The sequence below is a fragment of the Enterococcus sp. DIV0682 genome, from assembly GCF_051712685.1.
GTDB classification, from domain to species: domain Bacteria; phylum Bacillota; class Bacilli; order Lactobacillales; family Enterococcaceae; genus Enterococcus; species Enterococcus faecalis.
Genome location: NZ_JBIOPK010000001.1, coordinates 1,820,445 through 1,836,466 on the forward strand (window position 1 = coordinate 1,820,445; position 16,022 = coordinate 1,836,466).

Sequence of the window (16,022 nt, forward strand, 5' to 3'; positions counted from 1 at the left end):
TGAACTGAATCACTTCGTCCATTTTTGCTTATTTACTTTCTTTATTTGCCAAAGCTGCACCAACAAATCCTTTGATTAAGCGTTGTGGGCGATTTGGACGAGAAATTAATTCTGGGTGGAATTGACAAGCCACAAAGAATTGTTTTTCAGGAATTTCAACAATCTCAACTAAACGATTATCTGGTGAAACTCCAGAGAAAACTAAGCCATTTTCTTCAAATAATTGACGATATTTGTTGTTAAATTCATAACGATGACGGTGACGTTCTTGGACAACATCTTCATTTCCGTATGCTGCCGCAGTTTTCGTTCCTTTTTTCAATTTACATGGATATAAACCTAAACGTAGTGTGCCACCTAAATTCTCGATGTTTTCTTGATCTGCCATTAAATCAATAATGTTATTTGTCACGTCAGGGTTAGTTTCTGCAGAACCAGCATCTTCTAAGCCCACAACGTTACGACCAAATTCTACACAGGCCATTTGCATACCTAAGCAAATGCCAAGGAATGGTACGTCATTTTCGCGAGCAAAACGAATCGCTTCAATTTTTCCTTCAATTCCACGATCACCAAAACCACCAGGAACCAAAATACCATCTGCTGAACCAATTCTTTCAGCGACATTTTCAGCAGTTAATTCTTGTGAATCAACCCAATCAATTTCGATATCTGAATCAAAATCAAACCCAGCATGTTTTAATGCTTCTACAACAGAAATATAGGCATCTGGTAATTCAACATATTTACCAACCAGCGCAATTTTTGTTTTCTTTTTCAAGTTAAGAACTTTTTCTTCTAATGCACGCCACTCAGTCATGTCGGCAGCCGGTGCATCCAATTTTAAATGATCACAAACAATTTGATCCATGTTTTGTGCTTGAAGTGCTAATGGAATGGAGTATAACGTTTCAACATCACGAGATTCAATTACCGCTTCTGGATTAACATCACAGAATTGTGCTAATTTGTTTTTAGTGTTTTGAGAAACAGGTAATTCCGTACGGACCACTAAAATATTTGGTTGAATCCCTAAACTTCTTAATTCTTTGACACTATGTTGTGTTGGTTTAGTTTTCATTTCGCCAGCCGCTTTTAAGTAAGGAATCAAGGTTGTATGGATGTACATTACGTTGTCACTACCCATATCAGCTTTCATTTGACGCAACGCTTCTAGGAAAGGTAATGATTCGATGTCGCCGACAGTACCACCTACTTCTGTGATAATCACATCGGCATCCGTCATTTTCGCTGCACGCATGATTTTTTCTTTGATTTCATTGGTAATGTGTGGAATAACTTGCACTGTTGCACCTAAGTATTCCCCTTTACGTTCTTTACGTAAGACTTCTGAATAAATTTTTCCAGTGGTTACGTTTGAGTATTTATTTAAGTTAATATCAATAAAACGTTCATAGTGACCTAAGTCCAAATCTGTTTCGGCACCATCATCTGTGACAAAAACCTCTCCATGTTGGTAAGGACTCATTGTCCCCGGATCCACATTAATATATGGATCGAATTTTTGAATCGTTACTTTTAATCCACGATTTTTTAATAATCGTCCTAAAGATGCTGCGACAATCCCTTTTCCGATAGAAGAAACCACGCCACCTGTAACAAAGATGTATTTTGTCATAATAGTTAAAAACCCTTTCTTTGATAATATTTTGTAGAGAGAAGTAAAACAACTTTGAGACTCTTACGTTTCTCCAAATAAAAAAGAAACAAAAATAGAAAAGCTCCCTATCCATTACGAATAGGGAGCTTGTAAGTTCGTTCAAACTTCTGACCTTCTTAAAGGTGCCCAAGTAGTATAATACAAGCAAACGGACATCAGGTCAAGTACTTCTATTCAAGAAAATAATTTTTTCTATTTTCTCATTTTTCTTAAGCATTCAACTAAAAAGCTTGACTCCTTCTTAGGAATCAAGCTTTTTGGTTTCTTACTCTTCAGAATATTCGTCATCAAAATCGTCTTCATCTTCAACATCATCGTCATCAATGATCGTTAAATCTTCTTCGATTTGCGGAATGTCTTCTTCATCATCGTCTGAATCTGCACCAATCTCTTGTAAGTCAGAGTTGTATGCTTTGATTTCTTCATCTTCATCTTCTTCATCATCGTACAAGATGTCTTCTTCATCATCATTTGTTAATTCAGCATCTTCTGGATCGTCATCGTTATAGTCAATTACATCTTCATCGTTTGGATTAGTGATGAAGGCATTTACTTTTTTACGTTTTCTACGACGTGGTGCATCTTCTTCGTCTTCTTCCAAGCCATGTGTAACTTCTTCATCGATTGAATCGATTGGATACCATGAACGTAAGCCCCAACGATTGTCTCCCAATGAGATAAAGCTACCGTCGATGTTTAAATCTGTATAAAATTGTGCTAATTGGTCACGAATTTCACTATCAGACTTGCCAAGATAATTTTGGATTTGGTTAACTAAATCAGAAAAATCCATTACATCTGCATGTTGTTCTAAAATAGCGTGTGCTACTTCAATCATGGATAATTCTTTTTTATTTAACCCTTCAAATACATTAATTTCCAAGAGGTACACGTCCTTTCACAGTCTACTCCTTATCATACAAAAACATTGAAAAAAAATCAATTCTATTCTGCAATATTTATGCAGTAAATTCTAATTCTAAATGATATTCTCCGATTCGCTCTGTTTGAGAGTATAAATCATAATCAACTAAAATCTTACCAGACATTGGTTGATCTTTTAAACTAACACGCAAATTATGTGTAAACGTACTAATCTGTAGCAAGCCATAAGGGGTTCGATAACTTGTATCTAATTTTTCCTGATAGCCAAATCTTAAACGCATCCGTAATTCGCCGGCACGAATCAGCTGAACATGCCCGTCTGGTTCAATTTTAATGGTTACGGGGGTTGGTTCTGTATCCTCTAATAATTCTTCTTTGTAACGAATGTATAATGTATCACCCATTTTTACTAATTGACCTTCTAAGTCAAAGAAAAAATCTTTTTGTTCGTTGCCTTGTTGGACAATCGTTTTTAGTTGAATCGATACAGGAACGCCTGTTGATAAATCCATAATGGTCACTCCTTTTCCAAAATATAACTTTCTTATTGTTGACTTTTTCAATGTATTTGTCAACTAAAGTCAATTTTCCCTTGCTTATGTACCTTTTCTTATTGTATAAGCTCTTTTCACGGGTTGCAAGCATTTGTTTCATCTATTTAATAAGAAAACCGTTTACTATTTTAGAGAATTCCTTCAGAATTCGTTTATATAACATGCTTTTTTGCGTTTTTTGTATATAATATAAGAGAGAGTAAGAAAATAAACGTATTAAATGACGTAATTATAAATAGACAGGACGTTTTTTATGAGCACAACTTTTCCCCTTCACACCGAATCATTTATGCTCCTTGATTCAGGTTGTTTAACAAACAGTGACTATTTTTTACCTTTTGCCTTGACCGATGTTTTAACTACTTTTTCAGGAATGCAGCACCAACCAATCATTCATTTCTGGCAATTGGATCAAGCAATGATTCTTGGCATGAAAGATACCCGTGTACCACATCTAAAAGAAGGCATCACTTCTCTGCAAGAAAACGATTATTCTGTAGTCGTTCGCAATGCCGGCGGTTTAGGGGTGATTGCCGATTCGGGTATTTTAAATGTTTCACTTATTTTACCAAATAATTCTGAACACAAATTAAGTATCGATGCGGCTTATGAATTAATGTGGGCTTGGCTCCGTCAGAGTTTTCCAGAGAAAGAGATTGACGCCTTTGAAATTACTACATCCTATTGTCCTGGTACTTATGATTTAAGTATTGACGGTCAAAAGTTTGCTGGGATTGCCCAACGACGCGTCAAAGACGGTATTTCTGTCATGATTTACATCAGCGTTAACGGCAATCAACTTGCTCGTGGAGAAGTGGTTCGAGACTTTTACCTTGCTGGGTTACAAGAACAATTTGGTGAAAACGGCTATCCACCCGTTGATCCAGCAGTGATGGCAAATTTAGAAACCCTGATTGAGACTCCATTAACAATAGACGCCGTAAAAACCCGTTTAATCGAAGCATTACCTCAACAATTTGAAAAATCTATTGATCCAAACTTAACCGAACCAATTATAACCTCAGAATGGTTCCAAACAAATTTAACTGTCCAGCTGGAAAAAATGGCGCAACGAAACGCCTTAATTAAAGGAGAGATCGTATGACGATTCCGTACAAAGAGCAACGATTACCAATCGAAAAAGTTTTTCGTGATCCCGTCCATAATTATATTCATGTCCAACATCAAGTGATTTTAGACCTTATTAATTCTGCTGAAGTGCAACGATTACGTCGCATTAAGCAACTAGGTACTTCTTCTTTTACGTTTCACGGTGCCGAACATAGTCGTTTTTCCCATTCTTTGGGTGTTTACGAAATTACACGTCGGATTTGTGAGATTTTCCAACGTAACTACTCTGTGGAACGATTAGGTGAAAACGGCTGGAATGACGACGAGCGCCTGATTACGCTTTGCGCAGCTTTATTACATGATGTCGGTCATGGTCCTTATTCACATACATTCGAGCATATTTTTGATACAAACCATGAAGCAATCACGGTCCAAATCATCACCTCACCAGAAACGGAAGTCTATCAAATTTTAAACCGTGTTTCGGCAGATTTTCCTGAAAAAGTCGCCAGCGTTATTACTAAACAATACCCAAATCCTCAAGTGGTGCAAATGATTTCTAGTCAAATTGATGCCGATCGTATGGACTATCTGTTACGTGATGCTTACTTTACAGGGACTGAATACGGAACCTTCGATTTAACTAGAATTTTACGTGTGATTCGACCCTACAAAGGAGGCATTGCCTTTGCTATGAATGGGATGCATGCGGTGGAAGACTATATCGTTAGTCGTTACCAAATGTATGTCCAAGTCTATTTCCACCCTGTTTCTCGTGGGATGGAAGTGATTCTTGATCATTTATTGCATCGGGCGAAAGAATTATTTGAAAACCCTGAATTTGACTATGATTTACAAGCCTCTCTGCTTGTACCATTCTTTAAAGGGGACTTCACCTTACAAGAATATTTAAAATTGGATGATGGCGTCCTCTCTACGTACTTTACACAATGGATGGATGTGCCTGATTCAATTCTAGGTGATTTAGCCAAACGTTTCCTTATGCGTAAGCCTCTGAAGTCAGCCACCTTTACGAACGAAAAAGAGAGCGCAGCAACGATTGCTTATTTAAGGGAATTGATTGAAAAAGTTGGTTTCAACCCTAAATATTATACTGCCATTAATTCAAGCTATGATTTACCTTACGATTTTTATCGTCCAAATAAAGACCGTCATCGTACACAAATTGAATTAATGCAAAAAGATGGCTCATTAGTGGAATTGGCAACGGTCAGTCCCCTAGTTGCAGCACTTGCTGGTCAGAGTCAAGGAGATGAACGTTTCTATTTCCCTAAAGAAATGCTTGACCAAGGAAATAAAAAACATTACGATTTATTTGATGAGACGTATCGTGAGTTTTCAAGTTACATTCATAATGGTGCGTTAGTTTTAAAAAAATAGGTTTTCTAGGAGGATTCTATGTCAATTAAGTTAGTTGCTATTGATATCGACGGAACATTGCTAAATTCACAACACAAGATTACCCCACGGGTCAAAGAAGCGCTCCAAAAAGCAAATGAGCAAGGCGTTCGTATTGTTTTATGTACAGGCCGTCCTTTGCCAGGCGTGAAAGAACAATTGGATGAATTAGCCTTATATGGTGAAAATGATTTCGTGATTACCTACAACGGTTCGCTTGTCCAAGCAACCAAAGATAATACGATTATTTCACGCTATACCTTGAGTTATGAGGATTTTTTAGAAATTGAAATGTATTCTCGTAAAGTCGGCGCTCACTTGCATACAATTGATGATTCCGCTATTTACACTGCCAATCGCAATATTGGTAAATATACGATTCACGAAGCATCTTTAGTGAACATGCCTTTGAAATATCGTACGGTGGATGAAATGACACCAGAGATGAACATTATTAAAATGATGATGATTGATGAGCCGGAAGTTTTAGATCCTGCCATTGCAAAATTACCATTACATTTTACCGAAAAATATACGACTGTTAAAAGTACGCCTTTTTACTATGAAATCATGAATAAAAATGCTAGCAAAGGCAATGCTCTAGCAAAATTGGCAGACCATTTAGGCTTAAATAAAGACGAAGTGATGGCCATTGGTGACAATGAAAATGACTTATCCATGATTGATTACGCTGGGATTGGTGTTGCGATGGGCAATGCGACAGAAAATGTTAAAACAATTGCCGATGTGCATACCACTAGTAATGACGAAGATGGTGTCGCTCAAATTATTGAAAAAATGGTTTTAATTTAAACATTCTTTTCAATAACAATAACCCTCAATCTAATCAACATAGATTGAGGGTTATTCGTTATTTTATGATGCTGCCGCTAGCCATTTTTCAACGGCCCAGCGGTGGCTTCCTCTTTTTAATAAACGGACTGCTTCTTCTGGTGCAACCCAGTGTAAAGTATTGGTCCTTTCTAAGGGTTCGCTAAGTTGCCGCCAAGTATTCGCTACATAAAAATATCCAGGATTATAATAGGCCGTTTGGCGATGATTCGAATAAAAATATTCATCGGCTTCCCCTAAATAACGGCCAATTTCTACACTAATTCCTAATTCTTCTAGCACTTCTCGATGGATCGCTTCTTCTTTCGTTTCGGTGCCTTCAATTTCGCCTCCTGGTAAAAAATAAGCTCCATTTGGCGCTTGTACCAGAACCATTGTGTTATTTTCTGGCTTTGAAACAATAATGTATGCAGCATATCTTGTTTGATAGGTCAATGTCTCTTCTCTTTTTCCAAACGTTGGCGTTTTCATTGGCGCACCTCTTCTCTTTTCATCTATTTTACCTGAGAAATTCCTTTAGAACAAGTCAGAAACCAAGCGTTTTTCTCTACATTTCACGTTTATCTATGCTACTATTAACGTTGGAAATATAATTAAGTTTGAAAGGGAGTTTTTAACTATGAAAATGGCTCATACATGTGTGCGTGTAAAAGATTTAGAGGCATCATTAGATTTCTATCAAAAAGCCTTCAATTTTGAAGAAAGTCGCCGTCGTGATTTTCCAGAAAATAAATTTACTTTGGTTTATCTAACTTTACCAGGAGACGACTACGAACTAGAACTAACTTATAATTATGATCATGAAGCATACGATTTAGGAAACGGTTATGGTCATATCGCCATCAGTACAGATGATTTAGAAGGATTACACGAAAAACATCAAGCGGCTGGCTTAACTGTTACTGACTTAAAAGGCTTACCTGGAACTGCACCATCTTATTACTTTGTTGTCGACCCAGATGGTTATAAAATCGAAGTCATTCGTGAACGTTAAAAAGTTTCACTTGTTCACTTACTGAGCTTTTTGTGTTTGAGAGCTGTCCGAGACAAAACTTGTCTCGACTTCTTCTCAAACACTTTTTTCAAAAAAAGTGCTACAATAGAACGTATGAATTTATTGAGGATGTGATGTTATTATGACAAAAAAAATTATTGGAATCGCTGGCAATCAACTTTTGCAGGCAGCTGAAGTGTTTCACGGTAACCAAGTGACTTACACCCCACAAGGTTTTGTTAGCGCTGTTCAGGCCGCAGGTGGCGTTCCTCTCGTTTTGCCAATTGGCCCCAAAGAATTAGCCGCTACGTATATACAACAAATTGATAAACTACTTTTAGCAGGCGGTCAAGATGTTGCCCCTGAATTTTACGGACAAGAACCCCATATAAAATTAGAAGAAACGAATCGTGATCGTGACGAGTTTGAATTAGCCCTAATTGAAGAAGCCTTAAAACAAAACAAACCTATTTTTGCGGTTTGCCGTGGAATGCAATTAGTCAATGTTGCTTTAGGTGGCACATTATATCAAGATTTATCGATGTATCCTCAATGGTCAGTTAAGCACGGACAACAACCCACTCAACCAATCTTTGCGACGCATCGTATTGATGTTGAACCAGACAGTCAATTATCAAACATATATGGTACAACTGGTCAAGTCAACTCGTACCATCACCAAGCACTACATACTTTAGGAAAAGATTTACGCGTTACTGCTTGGTCCTCTGATGGCCTTGCAGAAGCAGTGGAATCAACAAATGAACAGCAGCCTTTATTAGCTGTTCAATGGCATCCTGAACTAATGTACGCACGTGATGCCAAATCCCAAGCACTCTTTAACTACTTTGTTCAAAAATTATAGTAAAAACGGAGGGACGTCTTTCGCCCCTCCGTTTTTACTTGCTATCATACTTAAAAATCAAAATTATCTGGATCTGCACCAAAACGATGATCCTTATTTAACTGATTAATTGCGGTTATTTCTTCTGGTGTTAATTCAAAATCAAAGACAGCAAAATTTTCCTGAATTCTTTTTTCGTGAACAGATTTAGGAATCACGATAATATCATTTTGTAAGTGCCAACGAATAATCACTTGGGCCGCTGATTTACCATATTTTTCACCAATTTTCACTAGTACTGGTTCAGATAATAAATTACCTTGTCCTAGAGGAGACCAAGCCTCCACGGCAATCTTATTTTCGGCTAAATATTTTCGTAGCGGTTCTTGTGTTAACGTAGGATGTAATTCAATTTGATCCACCATTGGCACAACATTTGCTTCTGTTAATAAATCTTCCAAATGATGTTGATGAAAATTGGAAACGCCAATTGCTTTGGCACGACCACTTGCGTAAATTTCTTCTAATGCTTTCCATGATTCTTTATATTTACCAGCAACAGGCCAGTGAATTAAATATAAATCAACATAGTCTAACCCTAATTTTTCTAAGCTTTTATCAAACGCTTTAATCGCATTTTCATAGCCTTGATCTTCATTCCATAATTTCGTCGTCACGAAAATTTCTTCGCGGGGAATACCCGATTGACGAATGCCTTCGCCCACCCCTACTTCGTTTTTATAAACGGCTGCCGTATCAATCAAGCGATAACCCGCTTCTAAAGCCCATTTTACTGAATTTGTTGCTTCTGAGCCATCTTCTACACGCCAAACGCCTAAACCTAGGCGTGGCATTTCATTGCCGTTTGCTAATTTTTTTGTTTTATCCAAAGTCATGTGTTTCTTCAGTCCCTTCATTTTCATTACTTTTAGTATACTACGCATTCTTCTTTCACGAAACAATCACGACTTGTCAGGTCATTTTCTTTATTTTTAATAAATAACGACGCCAATAAGTCAGCACTCCGATTAGTGCCACAACTACAATTGTTCGACCGCTAACGCTTCCAATCCACAGTTTAACTGCAAGTAACCAGATACAAAAGAGATAAACACAGGACCAATTAAAGGAAACTTTCAATGTACATGATTCCGCAATTTCGATTATCTGACTACTAAAAAAACGACTCCCTAATCGTAAAGCGACTGGATTATGGAAGATGAATGTTCGTCGCTTGTCAGCCGTCAAGCGAGTGACACATCGTTCATCAATAAAAATTGTTACAGGTAATTTAGAAAGTAAATCATTTTTTGCCCATTCAATTGAAACTTTCACGCAGCACTCACAACCTTTAACAAAATTATAAAATATATTATTTATTTACAAAATTATAACATTCCTAAAAAAACATGTTAAGTCTTTAAAAAAACTTTCTATTTTCTTCCCCTTTCGCCGAGAGATTTAGTATACTAAAAGAAGAAATTTTAGAGAAAGTTGGATTTTTATGTTGATACTTGGTTTAGCCAGTACTGAAACAGTCGATTCTTCTGCTCCTGATTTAGCAGAAGCGACCGTAAAAAAAGTGAGCGCGCTACAACGCTTTTGGAACAATATTAATTGGGATGCCATTGTCGCTACCTTAATTGAAAAAAGTTTATCAATTTTATTTTTAATTTTTCTATTTTTTATTATTCAGCGAATCGGGAAATATTTAATTGATCGCACCTATGCAAATTATAGTAAAAAGCAACATTTTAGTGAAAGCCGTTTAAAAACGTTACACACTTTAATTATTAATGCATTTCAATATACGCTGTTCTTTTTCTTCATCTATTCTCTTTTGACCATTGTCGGTGTGCCTGTTGGCTCATTATTAGCCGGAGCGGGAATTGCCGGTGTTGCCATTGGTTTAGGGGCTCAAGGATTCATGAATGACTTAATTACCGGATTTTTCATTATTTTAGAACAACAAATGGATGTAGGCGATTATATTCGCTTATTGGCGTTAAATATTGAAGGAACTGTTACTTCTGTCGGATTACGAACCACTCAAATTAAAGCGGTTGATGGAACTGTTCATTTTATTCCAAACCGAAACATCACCACAATCAGTAACCTGTCTCGTGCCAATATGCAAGTGTTAATTGATGTCCGCATCAATCCTGAAGAAGGTTATGAAAAAATTTGTGAAGTGATTACAGAAGTCAATGAAACGTTAAAAGAAAAGTATATCGAAAGTATTCAAACTGGGCCAGATATTTTTGGTATGGTTGATTTAGGCAATGGCAACTTTGCGGTACGAACGACCATGTATGTACTAAACGGCAAACAATTTGCGGTCAAAGAAGAATTTCTAGCTCAATATATCAAAGCATTAACAGAGGCCGGCTTTACGATTCCCAATACGCCCATTATTGCAAAATAAAAAACAGCCACCAGATACTTATTAGTTATCTGGTGGCTGTTTTTCTAATTGTCCAATGATTTTAAAAACCCACTAACTGCCTCCACTCCAAACAATAACGCCTCTTCGTTCGGTTCAAACTTGGCAGAATGAAGGCTATAAGGACTTGCCACGCCTAACCAAAACATCGTGCCTGGGACTTTAGACAATAGATAGCCAAAATCTTCACCTGTCATTGCAACCGGTGCTTGTTGAAATTGAACTGTTGCTTGTTTGCTCATGTATTCAATAAAATTCGTGGTACATGCTGGTTCATTCACTACAGGTAAATACCCTTTCTGATCAAGATGAGCAGTTACTTCACATTGAAAAGATTGCGCAATACCTTCACTAATTTCGCGAATTCTTCGCTGCGTTTGTTCATTCGTTTCTGCTGTCAATGTGCGAATTGTACCAGATAAAGTTGCTTCTTCGGCAATCACATTGCAGGCAGTCCCTGCATGAAAAGTTCCAAAGGTAACGACTGCCCCAACCACAGGATCAACATTTCGACTAACGATCGTTTGCGCTTGCTGAATTAAATTGGTGGCCGCCAAGACCATATCATTTGCTTGATGCGGAAAAGCCGCATGTCCACCTTTTCCTTTTAAGGTAATGTTCACTTCACAAGTGGCAGCAAACAATGTCCCTACTCTGGTACTAATAGTTCCGACTGGCAAATCAGGATTAACATGAAGCGCATAAAATTCATCAGGTAACCACTCACCAAACGCATGGTCTTCATACATCAACATCCCCCCTGCTTCATTTTCTTCAGCAGGTTGAAATAAAAATAAAAAGTTATTGTCTGGTTGCTGTTGACTTAATTCTTTCAAAACCCCTAAACCGATTGTCATGTGAAAATCGTGCCCACAGGCATGCATAAACCCTGGTCGTTTTGATTGAAAAGCAGAAACCACTTCCTCTTGAATAGGCAAACCATCAATATCAGCACGCCAGCCGATGGTTTTCTGAGGATTTTTGCCTTCTATGAAGACTAAAATCCCCGTTTGCCATGTTCGAACTTGCAGATAAGGTTGCTTCATTTTATCAATTTCATTAAGTAAAAAGGCTTGTGTTTCCTTTTCTTCTAAACCGATTTCAGGTATTTGATGTAGTTGCCGTCTAATCGCAATTAATTCTTCTTGCTCCACAAAAGCCACTCCTTCATTTTTTGGGTAATCGAAAGCCGCCATGAAGAAGTTTCTTCATCGCGACTGACTAATTTATTTTTAGAGTTTACGTAATTCTTCTAAAATCTCTGTTTTACTCTTGGTTTTATCATCAATTTGTTTAATTACTTTTGCTGGCACGCCTGCGACAACGGTATGCGCTGGAACGTCTTCCACAACTACTGCCCCAGCAGCCACAACGGCACCTTCACCAACACGAACCCCTTCTAGTACGACCGCATTCGCTCCAATGACAACCTCGTTTTCAATAACCACAGGTGCGGCACTTGGTGGTTCAATGACACCAGCTAAAACCGTTCCTGCGCCAATATGACAATGCTTCCCTACAGTTGCACGACCGCCTAAAACAGCGCCCATATCAATCATAGTCCCTGCACCAACGACGGCGCCAATATTTAGAATAGCCCCCATCATAATCACCGCTTGATCGCCAATTTCAACTTTTTCGCGAATCAAAGCACCTGGTTCAATCCGAGCATTAATGTCTTTCAGATCAAGAAAAGGAATTGCTGAGTTACGTGCATCGTTTTCTACAACATAATCCTCAATTTTTTCTTTGTTTGCTTCTAAAAAAGGTTTTACGTCAGCCCAATCGCCAAACAATGTCCCAGTTTTACAATTATTAAAGACCTTAATTGTTTCCGGAAACGTGACTTCTTTTAATTGCCCTTTCAGTGTTACTTTAACAGGCGTTTGCTTTTTGGCATCGCCAATATACTGAATAATCTCATATGCGTCCAATCACAGCACTCCTTTACTTCGTGTTATCATACAGAATAACGCATTTATGAGAAAAAAGTAAAGAGTTTCTTGCGTTTTATTTAAATTACTTTCATTTCTTCTTCTGATTTAGGCAAAACAAGATGATGTTTTTCTAACTCATGCGCCATATGATTGACCGCTTTTAAAATTTCTTTGCGTGTAATGATACCTTTAAAGCGTTGATTATCATCAACCACTGGTAAAAAAGAAGCATCTACTAATAAATGTAACACTTCTTCTAAATCCCACGATTCACCAATTACAGGAACATTGACTTCCATTACATCGGCCACAGTAAATTCATTCAATTTTTCAAAATCCACTGAAGTCAAATCAAACATTTTATCTACAACGTCTGTCAAGCCGATTAAGCCAACAAAGCGATCTCCCTTATCTAACACAGGAATCTTGGAATAGCGAACTTGCGATAAGACTAATGCCGCGTGACTTAACGGATTTAAACACATTACATTGGCGACATTTTCGGCAGGTACTAAAAACGTTTCTTGTTTTTCTAATAATAATTCTTTTACAGCAGTCCCTATCATGATTGGGTTGCCTCCATTTCTAATTCTTTAACACGTAACTTATTGTACCTAATTCTGCGGAAAAAGTCTTGGAATTCGCAAATTCTTCATAACTTAACAAACGAAAATTAACGTTTTGTTCTATTCTCCCCAAAAAAAGAGAACGCTTTCTTAAAAAAATAAAAACTTAGTTGTCCCATCACAGACAACTAAGTTTTTATAAAAGACCAATTAATCAGTCAATTATCCTTCTTTTTCACACGTTTCATCACAGCCATCACTGACCATAATAAGCGGAAATCCCATGTTTTCTAAGATAGTGTTTATCCAATAAAAAATGATCAATTGGTTCAACAGCTGGATTAATTATTTCCGTCAAACGTGCCATTGAACAGATTTCATCTAAAATCAAGCTGTTTTCAACTGCTTTTTCCGGAGTCATTCCCCAAGTAAATGGGCCATGTCCATAAACTAGCACTCCTGGAATTGCTAAAGGATCTAGTTCTTGTTCATGAAATGTTTCAACAATGACTTTGCCAGTCTCTTCTTCATAGTTTTCTTTAATTTCACTTTCAGAGAGCGCTCTTGTGCAAGGTACAGCGCCATAAAAAGCATCCGCATGGGTGGTACCGTAAGGAGGTAAGGCTCGCCCTGCTTGAGCCCACGTAACACTATTCAGGGAGTGCGTGTGCGCAATCGCTCCAATTTCTGGCATTTTTTGATAGAGATAAAGATGCGTGGGTAAATCAGAAGACGGCTTTAATGCATTGGGTTCCAATAGTTGTCCGTTTAAATCAGTCACTACCATCTGTTCCTTGGTCATTTCTTGATACTTGACGCCGCTTGGTTTAATTACGATAATCCCTAATGACCGATTGATTTCACTAACATTGCCCCACGTTAATTTGACTAAGCCCATTTTTGGCAAAGCCAGATTCGCTTCATAAACACGTTGTTTCATTGCTTGGATGATCGCTTTATTGTTCATAATAACCCACCTCTGCTAATTTGGGATAGAGATACTGCTGCGCGGCTTGAATTTTTTCTTGAAAATTCAAATCCGTTTCATTCCACATTTCAATTAAAAAAGGACCACTATAGTTTAACCGCTTGAGTGTTTTCAATAAGCCTGTAAAATCAACACAGCCTTCTCCAAAAGTAACTTCCCGAAACTTCCCTTCAAATGTGTCTGTTACAGCGAAGGTATCTTTTAAGTGAATAGCAGCGATTTCAGCAATTCCCTTTTCAAGCTCAACCGCCGGATTATTTTCCGGCCAAGCAGACAAATTACCTAAATCAGGATAAACATGCAAAAAAGGAGACGGAATTTGTTCCTTAATTTCTAGAAATTTTTGTATGCTATTCATAAAAGAGTCATCCATAATCTCAACAGCCAGAATGACACCGTATTGTGCAGCTTCCTCAACGCCCTTTTTCAGACCTTGAAGAAAAAATTCCCTTGTTTCGGCAGTTTTTTCTTCGTAAAAGACGTCATAGCCAGCTATTTGAATTACCCGTATGTTTAATTGATGAGCCAAACGAATCGCTTGAGATAAAATTTTCCGCCCTTTTTCACGTGTTTCTTTATTTAAAGAGCCTAAAGGAAACCGCCGATGACCACTTAAACACAAAGAATGGATAAAAAAATCTTCTTTCACCATTAATTGATAAAGTTCTTGTAACTGGCTTGGTGTCCAAGCCAATCGTGCTAAACGTTCATCGGATTCATCAATTGACATTTCTAAAAAATCAAACCCTAACTTTTTGGCCCATGTTAATCGTTCTGCCCAAGTTAAATTTTGCGGGAGTGCTTTTTCATACAGTCCAATTCGTGCCATTTTATCACTTCCAAATCTGATCGATTTTTTTTTGAAAATCTTTGGCTGCTTGTTCAGGATTTTTTGATTTGGTAATCCCACGGCCCGCAATAAATGTTGCAACTGCCATTGTTTGAAACAATTCAAGCGTTTCGACAGTTAAACCACCTGTGACGGACACTTCAAAGCCTAAGTCAATTAGTTCTTGAACTTTATTCAAATCTTTTTCTCCCCAGCTGCCGCCAGCTAAAAGAGCATCTCTACTTTGATGATAAATCACCTGATTAATCCCTAATTCTCGCCATTGTCGAGCTTGTTGCATTGTCCAATTTCCATATAGTTCTACTTGTAATTCTCGGACTTCTTTTTGAGCTGCAGCCATCGTTGGTAAGGTGGCGCAACAAATGACCGTCATGAAATCAGCGCCTGCTTGTGCGACATTACGAGCAACTGTACCACCCGCATCAGCACATTTTGTATCAGCAACAATCGTTTTATTAGGAAACATGCGTTTTAAACAACGAATTGCTTTTTGGCCTTCTTGTAAACACAAAATAGTGCCAACTTCGATAATATCGACAATTTCTCCAACTTTCATACAATCTGCTAAAGCGTCTTCTAAGCTATTATGATCTAAAGCGATTTGTAAGTTTGGTCTTTTCATCTTTCCCACCCTTTTATTCAGATTTTTGATAACGATCTGAAGCCATATATTTTTCTTGAATTTCTTTTGCAGACATTACATTTTTAATGCCAATCACTGTGACTCCACGTTTTTCTGCTTGCTGAAACATTTGTAAAAAATTGACTGGAGTAAAAACAACGTCGTATTGGCTAGCAGAGCTTTTTCCTTCTGAAATGGCGCAATGATGAATTTTTGTAATCGGTACGCCTAGTTCTTTCATTGCTTTTTCAACACTCCGCATCATCATTAGACTCGTGCCAGAACCATTGGCACAGGAAACAAGTATTCTCATTTT

Annotated in this window: 19 protein-coding genes; 6 read left to right on the top strand and 13 right to left on the bottom strand. The window is 37.6% G+C overall.

Features of this window, described 5'->3' with window-relative positions; translation table 11 throughout:
* Nucleotides 1–28: 28 nt before the first annotated feature.
* The 3 genes from IGK96_RS08685 to IGK96_RS08695 all read right to left on the bottom strand — a co-directional run bounded on the left by IGK96_RS08685 (nt 29) and on the right by IGK96_RS08695 (nt 3,078).
* A complete protein-coding gene (locus tag IGK96_RS08685) occupies nt 29–1,639 on the bottom strand; it encodes a CTP synthase (protein WP_002357995.1) in 1,611 nt (536 codons plus the stop codon).
* Nucleotides 1,640–1,946: 307 nt separating this feature from the next.
* The gene (rpoE, locus tag IGK96_RS08690) at nt 1,947–2,564 is read right to left on the bottom strand and encodes a DNA-directed RNA polymerase subunit delta (RefSeq protein ID WP_002357996.1); all 618 of its coding nucleotides are present in this window, start codon (nt 2,562–2,564) and stop codon (nt 1,947–1,949) included.
* A 76-nt stretch (nt 2,565–2,640) separates the two neighbouring features.
* Nucleotides 2,641–3,078 carry a DUF1934 domain-containing protein gene (locus IGK96_RS08695; protein ID WP_002382132.1) on the bottom strand — a complete coding sequence of 146 codons (438 nt, stop codon included), beginning with the start codon at nt 3,076–3,078 and terminating at the stop codon, nt 2,641–2,643.
* Between the two features lie 331 nt (nt 3,079–3,409).
* Between IGK96_RS08695 and IGK96_RS08700 the strand changes: the two genes are divergently transcribed.
* The 3 genes from IGK96_RS08700 to yidA are packed head-to-tail and all read left to right on the top strand — an operon-like array spanning nt 3,410 to nt 6,423.
* On the top strand, nt 3,410–4,225 hold the full coding sequence (locus tag IGK96_RS08700) for a lipoate--protein ligase family protein (RefSeq protein WP_002397799.1): 816 nt from the start codon (nt 3,410–3,412) through the stop codon (nt 4,223–4,225).
* A complete protein-coding gene (locus IGK96_RS08705) occupies nt 4,222–5,592 on the top strand; it encodes a dNTPase (protein WP_002357999.1) in 1,371 nt (456 codons plus the stop codon). The genes IGK96_RS08700 and IGK96_RS08705 overlap by 4 nt, the downstream gene beginning before the upstream one ends.
* 18 nt (nt 5,593–5,610) lie before the next feature.
* Nucleotides 5,611–6,423 (top strand): sugar-phosphatase, encoded by an 813-nt coding sequence (gene yidA / locus IGK96_RS08710; protein ID WP_002377829.1) that lies wholly within the window; start codon nt 5,611–5,613, stop codon nt 6,421–6,423.
* 63 nt (nt 6,424–6,486) lie between these two features.
* Here yidA and IGK96_RS08715 read toward each other — a convergent pair whose 3' ends face one another.
* Nucleotides 6,487–6,933, bottom strand: a complete 447-nt coding sequence (locus IGK96_RS08715) for an NUDIX hydrolase (RefSeq protein WP_002363716.1) — start codon at nt 6,931–6,933, stop codon at nt 6,487–6,489.
* Between the two features lie 148 nt (nt 6,934–7,081).
* On the opposite strand from IGK96_RS08715, the gene gloA reads away from it, so the two are divergent.
* On the top strand, nt 7,082–7,456 hold the full coding sequence (gloA, locus tag IGK96_RS08720) for a lactoylglutathione lyase (RefSeq protein ID WP_002358003.1): 375 nt from the start codon (nt 7,082–7,084) through the stop codon (nt 7,454–7,456).
* Between the two features lie 142 nt (nt 7,457–7,598).
* Entirely contained in the window at nt 7,599–8,321 is a 723-nt protein-coding gene (locus IGK96_RS08725) for a gamma-glutamyl-gamma-aminobutyrate hydrolase family protein (protein WP_002358005.1), read from the top strand.
* A gap of 50 nt (nt 8,322–8,371) precedes the next feature.
* Here IGK96_RS08725 and IGK96_RS08730 read toward each other — a convergent pair whose 3' ends face one another.
* Together IGK96_RS08730 and IGK96_RS08735 are read right to left on the bottom strand one after the other, a co-directional pair.
* Nucleotides 8,372–9,244, bottom strand: a complete 873-nt coding sequence (locus IGK96_RS08730) for an aldo/keto reductase (protein ID WP_002393437.1) — start codon at nt 9,242–9,244, stop codon at nt 8,372–8,374.
* A gap of 28 nt (nt 9,245–9,272) precedes the next feature.
* Nucleotides 9,273–9,635: a hypothetical protein gene (locus IGK96_RS08735; RefSeq protein ID WP_202496777.1), complete on the bottom strand. Its 363-nt coding sequence runs from the start codon at nt 9,633–9,635 to the stop codon at nt 9,273–9,275.
* A gap of 169 nt (nt 9,636–9,804) precedes the next feature.
* On the opposite strand from IGK96_RS08735, the gene IGK96_RS08740 reads away from it, so the two are divergent.
* On the top strand, nt 9,805–10,725 hold the full coding sequence (locus IGK96_RS08740) for a mechanosensitive ion channel family protein (RefSeq protein ID WP_002382128.1): 921 nt from the start codon (nt 9,805–9,807) through the stop codon (nt 10,723–10,725).
* A 44-nt stretch (nt 10,726–10,769) separates the two neighbouring features.
* On the opposite strand, the gene IGK96_RS08745 is transcribed toward IGK96_RS08740, so the two are convergent.
* The 7 genes from IGK96_RS08745 to IGK96_RS08775 form a co-directional block, all read right to left on the bottom strand.
* Nucleotides 10,770–11,939 (bottom strand): N-acetyldiaminopimelate deacetylase, encoded by a 1,170-nt coding sequence (locus IGK96_RS08745; protein WP_085443080.1) that lies wholly within the window; start codon nt 11,937–11,939, stop codon nt 10,770–10,772.
* Nucleotides 11,940–11,975: 36 nt separating this feature from the next.
* Complete coding sequence (gene dapD / locus IGK96_RS08750; RefSeq protein ID WP_002358012.1) at nt 11,976–12,677, bottom strand: 2,3,4,5-tetrahydropyridine-2,6-dicarboxylate N-acetyltransferase; 702 nt, start codon at nt 12,675–12,677, stop codon at nt 11,976–11,978.
* An 80-nt stretch (nt 12,678–12,757) separates the two neighbouring features.
* The gene (gene cbpB, locus IGK96_RS08755) at nt 12,758–13,246 is read right to left on the bottom strand and encodes a cyclic-di-AMP-binding protein CbpB (RefSeq protein ID WP_002358013.1); all 489 of its coding nucleotides are present in this window, start codon (nt 13,244–13,246) and stop codon (nt 12,758–12,760) included.
* Between the two features lie 256 nt (nt 13,247–13,502).
* Nucleotides 13,503–14,213 (bottom strand): L-ribulose-5-phosphate 4-epimerase, encoded by a 711-nt coding sequence (locus IGK96_RS08760; RefSeq protein WP_085443079.1) that lies wholly within the window; start codon nt 14,211–14,213, stop codon nt 13,503–13,505.
* Nucleotides 14,203–15,063 (bottom strand): L-ribulose-5-phosphate 3-epimerase, encoded by an 861-nt coding sequence (locus IGK96_RS08765; protein ID WP_010819323.1) that lies wholly within the window; start codon nt 15,061–15,063, stop codon nt 14,203–14,205. The genes IGK96_RS08760 and IGK96_RS08765 overlap by 11 nt, the downstream gene beginning before the upstream one ends.
* A 4-nt stretch (nt 15,064–15,067) precedes the next feature.
* On the bottom strand, nt 15,068–15,706 hold the full coding sequence (locus IGK96_RS08770; protein WP_085443078.1) for a 3-keto-L-gulonate-6-phosphate decarboxylase UlaD: 639 nt from the start codon (nt 15,704–15,706) through the stop codon (nt 15,068–15,070).
* Between the two features lie 13 nt (nt 15,707–15,719).
* Complete coding sequence (locus IGK96_RS08775) at nt 15,720–16,019, bottom strand: PTS sugar transporter subunit IIB (protein ID WP_002358018.1); 300 nt, start codon at nt 16,017–16,019, stop codon at nt 15,720–15,722.
* Nucleotides 16,020–16,022 lie beyond the last annotated feature (3 nt).

Bases quoted from the DNA above. Each gene is read 5' to 3' on its own strand.
- cbpB (WP_002358013.1), bottom strand. From the start codon at position 13,246: ATGATAGGGACTGCTGTAAAAGAATTATTATTAGAAAAACAAGAAACG.
- IGK96_RS08775 (WP_002358018.1), bottom strand. From the start codon at position 16,019: ATGAGAATACTTGTTTCCTGTGCCAATGGTTCTGGCACGAGTCTAATG.
- IGK96_RS08705 (WP_002357999.1), top strand. From the start codon at position 4,222: ATGACGATTCCGTACAAAGAGCAACGATTACCAATCGAAAAAGTTTTT.
- yidA (WP_002377829.1), top strand. From the start codon at position 5,611: ATGTCAATTAAGTTAGTTGCTATTGATATCGACGGAACATTGCTAAAT.
- IGK96_RS08740 (WP_002382128.1), top strand. From the start codon at position 9,805: ATGTTGATACTTGGTTTAGCCAGTACTGAAACAGTCGATTCTTCTGCT.
- IGK96_RS08730 (WP_002393437.1), bottom strand. From the start codon at position 9,244: ATGCGTAGTATACTAAAAGTAATGAAAATGAAGGGACTGAAGAAACAC.
- IGK96_RS08695 (WP_002382132.1), bottom strand. From the start codon at position 3,078: ATGGATTTATCAACAGGCGTTCCTGTATCGATTCAACTAAAAACGATT.
- gloA (WP_002358003.1), top strand. From the start codon at position 7,082: ATGAAAATGGCTCATACATGTGTGCGTGTAAAAGATTTAGAGGCATCA.
- IGK96_RS08700 (WP_002397799.1), top strand. From the start codon at position 3,410: ATGCTCCTTGATTCAGGTTGTTTAACAAACAGTGACTATTTTTTACCT.
- IGK96_RS08765 (WP_010819323.1), bottom strand. From the start codon at position 15,063: ATGGCACGAATTGGACTGTATGAAAAAGCACTCCCGCAAAATTTAACT.
- IGK96_RS08685 (WP_002357995.1), bottom strand. From the start codon at position 1,639: ATGACAAAATACATCTTTGTTACAGGTGGCGTGGTTTCTTCTATCGGA.
- IGK96_RS08715 (WP_002363716.1), bottom strand. From the start codon at position 6,933: ATGAAAACGCCAACGTTTGGAAAAAGAGAAGAGACATTGACCTATCAA.
- IGK96_RS08760 (WP_085443079.1), bottom strand. From the start codon at position 14,213: ATGAACAATAAAGCGATCATCCAAGCAATGAAACAACGTGTTTATGAA.
- IGK96_RS08770 (WP_085443078.1), bottom strand. From the start codon at position 15,706: ATGAAAAGACCAAACTTACAAATCGCTTTAGATCATAATAGCTTAGAA.
- IGK96_RS08745 (WP_085443080.1), bottom strand. From the start codon at position 11,939: ATGGCGGCTTTCGATTACCCAAAAAATGAAGGAGTGGCTTTTGTGGAG.
- IGK96_RS08725 (WP_002358005.1), top strand. From the start codon at position 7,599: ATGACAAAAAAAATTATTGGAATCGCTGGCAATCAACTTTTGCAGGCA.